The sequence below is a fragment of the Brunnivagina elsteri CCALA 953 genome, from assembly GCF_002289455.1.
Lineage (GTDB): Bacteria > Cyanobacteriota > Cyanobacteriia > Cyanobacteriales > Nostocaceae > Brunnivagina > Brunnivagina elsteri.
This window is the reverse complement of record NZ_NTFS01000414.1, coordinates 1-5,610: the sequence shown is the minus strand read 5'-3', so window position 1 is coordinate 5,610 and position 5,610 is coordinate 1. Positions and strand designations below refer to the sequence as shown.

General features: G+C 37.9%; 10 protein-coding genes. 5 read left to right on the top strand and 5 right to left on the bottom strand.

Features of this window, described 5'->3' with window-relative positions:
- The coding region (locus CK510_RS25320) for an EAL domain-containing protein (protein ID WP_143289434.1) at positions 1 to 1,066 on the top strand (1,066 nt) is incomplete at its 5' end.
- A gap of 86 nt (positions 1,067 to 1,152) precedes the next feature.
- On the opposite strand, the gene CK510_RS25315 is transcribed toward CK510_RS25320, so the two are convergent.
- Entirely contained in the window at positions 1,153 to 1,383 is a 231-nt protein-coding gene (locus CK510_RS25315; RefSeq protein WP_095724306.1) for a hypothetical protein, read from the bottom strand.
- A gap of 198 nt (positions 1,384 to 1,581) precedes the next feature.
- On the bottom strand, positions 1,582 to 1,905 hold the full coding sequence (gene trxA / locus CK510_RS25310; RefSeq protein WP_095724305.1) for a thioredoxin: 324 nt from the start codon (positions 1,903 to 1,905) through the stop codon (positions 1,582 to 1,584).
- A gap of 82 nt (positions 1,906 to 1,987) precedes the next feature.
- On the opposite strand from trxA, the gene CK510_RS25305 reads away from it, so the two are divergent.
- Positions 1,988 to 2,341: an ArsR/SmtB family transcription factor gene (locus CK510_RS25305; protein ID WP_095724307.1), complete on the top strand. Its 354-nt coding sequence runs from the start codon at positions 1,988 to 1,990 to the stop codon at positions 2,339 to 2,341.
- Positions 2,342 to 2,367: 26 nt separating this feature from the next.
- Here CK510_RS25305 and CK510_RS25300 read toward each other — a convergent pair whose 3' ends face one another.
- Entirely contained in the window at positions 2,368 to 2,982 is a 615-nt protein-coding gene (locus CK510_RS25300; protein ID WP_245912430.1) for a sterol desaturase family protein, read from the bottom strand.
- Positions 2,983 to 3,631: 649 nt separating this feature from the next.
- Between CK510_RS25300 and CK510_RS31220 the strand changes: the two genes are divergently transcribed.
- From CK510_RS31220 to CK510_RS33655, 3 genes are all read left to right on the top strand, one after another.
- The gene (locus CK510_RS31220; RefSeq protein ID WP_095724303.1) at positions 3,632 to 3,895 is read left to right on the top strand and encodes an MFS transporter; all 264 of its coding nucleotides are present in this window, start codon (positions 3,632 to 3,634) and stop codon (positions 3,893 to 3,895) included.
- 93 nt (positions 3,896 to 3,988) lie between these two features.
- A complete protein-coding gene (locus tag CK510_RS25290) occupies positions 3,989 to 4,621 on the top strand; it encodes an MFS transporter (RefSeq protein WP_245912429.1) in 633 nt (210 codons plus the stop codon).
- A complete protein-coding gene (locus CK510_RS33655; RefSeq protein ID WP_245912428.1) occupies positions 4,614 to 4,817 on the top strand; it encodes an MFS transporter in 204 nt (67 codons plus the stop codon). The genes CK510_RS25290 and CK510_RS33655 overlap by 8 nt, the downstream gene beginning before the upstream one ends.
- A 340-nt stretch (positions 4,818 to 5,157) precedes the next feature.
- On the opposite strand, the gene CK510_RS25285 is transcribed toward CK510_RS33655, so the two are convergent.
- Positions 5,158 to 5,382 (bottom strand): DUF4327 family protein, encoded by a 225-nt coding sequence (locus CK510_RS25285; protein ID WP_095724302.1) that lies wholly within the window; start codon positions 5,380 to 5,382, stop codon positions 5,158 to 5,160.
- A gap of 14 nt (positions 5,383 to 5,396) precedes the next feature.
- Positions 5,397 to 5,610: hypothetical protein (locus CK510_RS33015; RefSeq protein ID WP_211293302.1), on the bottom strand; the 214-nt coding region annotated here is incomplete at its 5' end.

Genomic DNA, 5,610 nt, shown 5'->3' with positions numbered 1-5,610 from the left:
TCATAATACATCTAAAATATTTGTCATATTACCTTTAACAGAATCACCACAAGCAGAAGTTATTGTAATTTGCGGATTGCCACTTGATTCTGATTTACTAGTAGATGTTTATGGTAAAATCGTCTCTAGTTTTTATCAAGCTAGTAAACAAAATTTTCTGAAAATAGAATTAATTGAAGCTGCAATTCTAGATTCCCTAAAATATCACTTTGGCTTTTTATCGTCGTCTCTTTATCAACGAAGATTTAATTTATTTTGCCAAAGACTCAAACAAATGGTTGTATATTTTGAGCCAGTTCTAAATTTAGAACCAGATGATTTATTTATTAGTGGATGGGAAGCTTTAGCACGCAATCCTGAAAATCATACTGCCCCGACAGACTTATTTACAGCCGCAGAAATGTGGGGTTCTAGATTTACTGTTGAACTCGATCGACATTTTCTCAGTGTTGCTTGTGAAAGCTACCGTCATGCTCGCAAATTAACACAACGACGTGCAGGGGATGTAGTACCTTTGTCTGTTAATGTTTATCCCGAATCAATTATGCGATCGGCTTATTTTGAAACGGTGAAGCAAATAGTTAAAGATAAGGTAATTTCACCGCGAAATTTAATTTTAGAAATCTCTGAAAAATCAGAATTGCCTCACTTTGATAATGGTATACGTTTGCAAAACCCACTGCAAACTTTTAAAAGTCGTTTAGTTGAATATGTTAGTCAGCTTAAAATTCGCTTTGCTATTGATGATTTTGGTGTTGGTTATGCTTCCGTGTCTCGATTAGCGGGGTTAAATCCATCCCATGTCAAAATCGATCGCGAACTTTTACAACATCATTCAAGCCATATTATTATTAATTTTGTTCACGAATTAGTTGGGGCAAATAATTTAAATCCAGCTAAAGTAATTGTTGAAGGCATTGATGAAACAATATCGATTAGTTTACGTTCTTTAAAAGAAATAGGTGTAAGTTACATTCAAGGACATTTGATTGGTAAACCTCAACCTGAAGTATATCGCTTAAGTCAAGATAAATATGATGAGTTGAAGAAAATGCTTTTACAATAACAGTATTTTTGTTTTGCTCGAATAAAACAAGGGCAAACAACCGTGGTTCCCCTACAGTACTCTCGATTTTCTATAGTTACAGCCAGCTAGCATATTGTACTGGTAGCGTTTCTACATTCTTCTAACGCAGTTCCTTGGCAGCGCGATAAGCGATCCTTACTGGTGCGATCGCGTAGCATTTCTCTGGCTAGAAGCACAATATCAGCACGTTGGTTACGAATTATCTCGTCAGCTTGTATAGCATTGGTAATAAAACCGACACTGGCACAGCCAGTGTCGGTTTTATTACGAATTTTTCCGATAGAGGTACTTGCCAACTTGCACCAAAAGGATATTTTTTGAAGTCAGGAGTGTTAAACCCCGAACTGCAATCGATTGAGTTGATATGGATCAAAAAGTTGTGGCATGATTTCCCCTGCTTTTAGTTGTTTGCACAAGAAGTTAGGGATTAAACATTAGCAATAATCCCTAATACCTATTTCTTAGTCAGTATTTTCAACTACCTATTCACTTTGTTACATGTACTGTGATAAAGTCTTAGTAAGTGTATTCTTGGGAACTGCGCCTACTACAGTATCAACCTGCCGACCTCCTTTAAAAACCATTAGTGTGGGAATACTGCGAATTCCATAATGGCTGGCAACCGTGGGATTTTGGTCAGTGTTCAGCTTCACGACTTTTACTTGTCCTTCATATTCGGCAGCTACTTCATCTACTACCGGAGTCACCATCCGACAAGGACCACACCAGGGTGCCCAAAAATCTACTAATACAGGTATTTCACTTTCTAAAACTTCTTGTTTAAATGTGGCTTCGGTCACATTTGTAACGGATGACATATTAGCCCTCTCCGTAGTATTTCGTTAGTTCGGTAAAATCGAATAACTAAAATATAGCCCTTTTTGTTAGATAATGCAAGGTATGAGATTTTTGTATCATCCAGATCGAAAAGATATGACATTGCCGGGAGTCCTATATGCTTTAGGAGACCCGGTGAGGTTAGAGATAGTCAGACTGCTGGCAACGAGAGGTGAGCAGTGCTGTGCGGGGTTTGACTTTGCGATCGCGAAATCAACGATGTCGAACCATTTCAAGATTTTACGTGAGTCTGGGGTTGTGTTAACTCGTAAAGAGGGAACGCAGCACATTAATAGCTTACGACGAAATGATTTAGATACTTTATTTCCCGGATTATTGAACGCTATATTACTTGCGGCACAGCCTTTAGAGATTTGTGCGGCAGCAAAAGAAGCGATCGCGATCGCAAATAATTAAATGTAGGGACGCGATACATCGCGTCTCTAATGTTTTCTTAATGGCAAAAAAATCAAATTTAGGATATTGAGATGATTCCTATATTCAGTTAATCCTAATTGAATTTTTTCAGGATATTTAGGATAGGAACAAGTATGAAATAATTTATCCCAAATAGTTAAAATACTAGCATAATTGAATTGAGTATCTTGAAAAGATTGAGAATGATGTAAACGATGAATATTTGGTGTGACGATAAGATAACTGAGGAATTTATCTAATTTCCAAGGAAGTGCCCAATTACTATGATGAAAAATTAATTCGATTGCTAAAGTAATTTCATAAAATAATAAATAACTTGGTTTAATTCCTAATAACCAAATTAAAAATAATTTAGGGACATTAGATAATATAACTTCGACTGTATGAAAGCGGTAAGCAGTCGAGGTATTCATCGACATTTCTGTATGATGGACTTGATGAAATTGCCATGTGATGTTTGAGCTATGCATTAACCGATGCCATACATACATGTATAAATCAATGATGACAAAAGAGATAGTAGCAGCTAACCAAGGTAACTCTACCAAATGCAAAAATCCCAACCAGAATTTTTGCTGCCAAATCTGGTGTAAAAGAAAAGCAATTGTCAGACTATTCACACTAACATTAATAACCCCCAAAAATAAATTTGGGTAAGTTCGCTGATTAAAACTATATTTGAAATGAAAAAAAGGAAAAATAGTTTCTAAAAATCCAAAAATTAAAACACTACTGAGTACAGTAAGAGATTTCCAATCCATCTTAGGTTTTCACTCCTATGACCAAATAAAATAATTAATGAAAAGGAGTTAGAATACTCCAAACAATTAAGTTAGGGGTTTAAAAATGAGGATTGTAATTTACCCCAACTCAAATGCTGATTCCATAGGTAATGAACGCAAATTTAATCAAACCAATATAGCGGAAGCAAGAACAGTTTAAGCTTGTTGCTGGTTAGTTGCTTCATGGTCTGATTTTCCTCTCTATAGTTAAAAACTGACTAATTTTTGGCTCATAATTCTTAATCTACCCATTTTTACACCAGGATTCATCAATTTTGTTTAACAAGCTGATTTATTTAATTTAATTTGGCTTATAGAATTCGTAAAGCGTCAAGCACTAGCTTGCATAACACCAATTAATTTTTATATGCTCTAGACAATAAGAGAACTCCACAGAAATAAATGCTCAATGACAACACAGGATCATTCATTTTGTGGCTTACTTTAAATTTAATTCAGGCATTCAAATTGCCCCTACTCATTCCATATGACAGCATCAACAGCATCGACACCAACATCAATGTGGAGTCCCCTCCGACAACCAGTTTTTCGTTCCTTGTGGATTGCTTCGGCAATTTCCAGCGTTGGTACTTGGATGCATGATGTTGGTGCAGCTTGGTTAATGAGGACGCTTGCACCAAACTCTCCAATACTAGTAGCGCTAATGCAAGTTGCAGCAATTCTCATTTTGAAACGATTTTGCGCCATTTCAGCGCTCCCCAGATTCGTTAATAATTGTAAAACCCTCTGACTGTAAAGGTTTCAATGTCATGAAACCTTAAAATGAGAATTGCTGTGCAAGTTGCATCCAGCTTGCCATTTTTTTTATTAGCACTTCCCGCAGGTGCGATGTCTTACGACGAGCTTCGCTAACGCAGATGTTATCGATCGCCGTAAAATGCTGTTATGGACGCAGACATGGATGCTGCTAGTTGCTGCTTTGTTAGGTATATTAACAATGGCAAATATAACAACACCTGGGATTCTGCTGGGTTTAACCTTTGCTATGAGCATTGCTAGTTCGATGAATATGCCCGTATGGCAAGCAGTGACACCGGAACTTGTAACTCCAGCCGAACTTCCACAAGCGGTTACACTTAGCGGTATAGTTGTCAACCTGTCGCGTTCGATTGGTCCAGCATTAGCAGGTATAATTATTGCCAGTTCAAGTATTGGCTTAGTGTTTTTACTGAATGCAGCGACCTTGATTAGTGTTATTTGGGTAATTTATAACTGGAAGCGATCGCATTCTGTAAGTGCTTTACCAACAGAGCGTGTAGTTGGAGCTATTCAAGCAGGGGTTCGTTACGTTCGTCATGCTCCCGTATTTCAGTTTGTTATATATCGAACAATCGCCTACATATTTTTTGCCAGTGGTTTATTTGCATTACTACCATTACTTGGAAATGCAAGCACTAGGGAGGATTCGTCGTCGAGACGGTGCGATTCAATGGGGACTATATCAGGATGTGTCTAACCCAAGTCGGTTTGTGGAGACTGTATTGGTTGAATCTTGGGTAGAACACAGGAGACAATACGATCGCGTTACAAATAGCGATAAAGTTGTGGAGGAGCGGGTACTTGTGTTTCATATTGCTCAAGAACCACCAAAACTATCGGAGATGGTTTACTCAAAGGATGGGAAGCAGTATCCTAGCCAAAACTGTGACTGAGAGAGTGTTTAAATAGTACTTGCTTAGAGAACTCCACAGAAATAAATGCTCTTCGGTTATTAGACATCGACCGAATTTAATTATGCGTTACCCAGAACCCTTATAGAGACTGCGAAGTTGCCGCGAAACTTTGCCACGGGGAGTATCCCCGTGGCAAGATTTCGAGAATATTCTGTCCCGGCACATTCGCGTAGCAATGCTACGTCTCTACCTCTTTTCCGGAGATGTCTATTCTGTAGCAAGCTACAAAATGACAACACAGGAACATTCATTTTGTGGCTTACTCTTAGACTGTTTTTTGGTGCTTTAAAATGGAAGGTTTGTTTCCTTTTTTTCTGTACTAGTTATCTTCATTCCAATCTTCGTTACCAAGTAAATCAATAATTTTGTCACGGAGTAAAAAATCATTTTCTTCTAACTCAAGCTCTACGCAAACCCACTCACGACCAGGAATAAATTTACACAAAGCATAAATTGGTTCATTACGCTGAACTTTTCCTTGTTTGACGAGTTGACGTGCTTCTTCTCTCAACACTTCTAGGTCATATTTAACAGTAGTATTCATACAAGATACACCCCTTATTTAGATAATTTACATGCAGTTTGCAAACCAATTTGCCCAACTTTAGTCAATATCCAACAACCACGTTGAAATGTTTCTTTACCCGCTTCACATTTAGGCTTACAGCACATTTCATTTGGGTGAGGTACACTCCCATCTGCGTACCCTGCGGGTAGGCACGGAGTGACTTCCAAAGGTAGCCGCATTAGACGAGCGTACATCGGAGAGGTT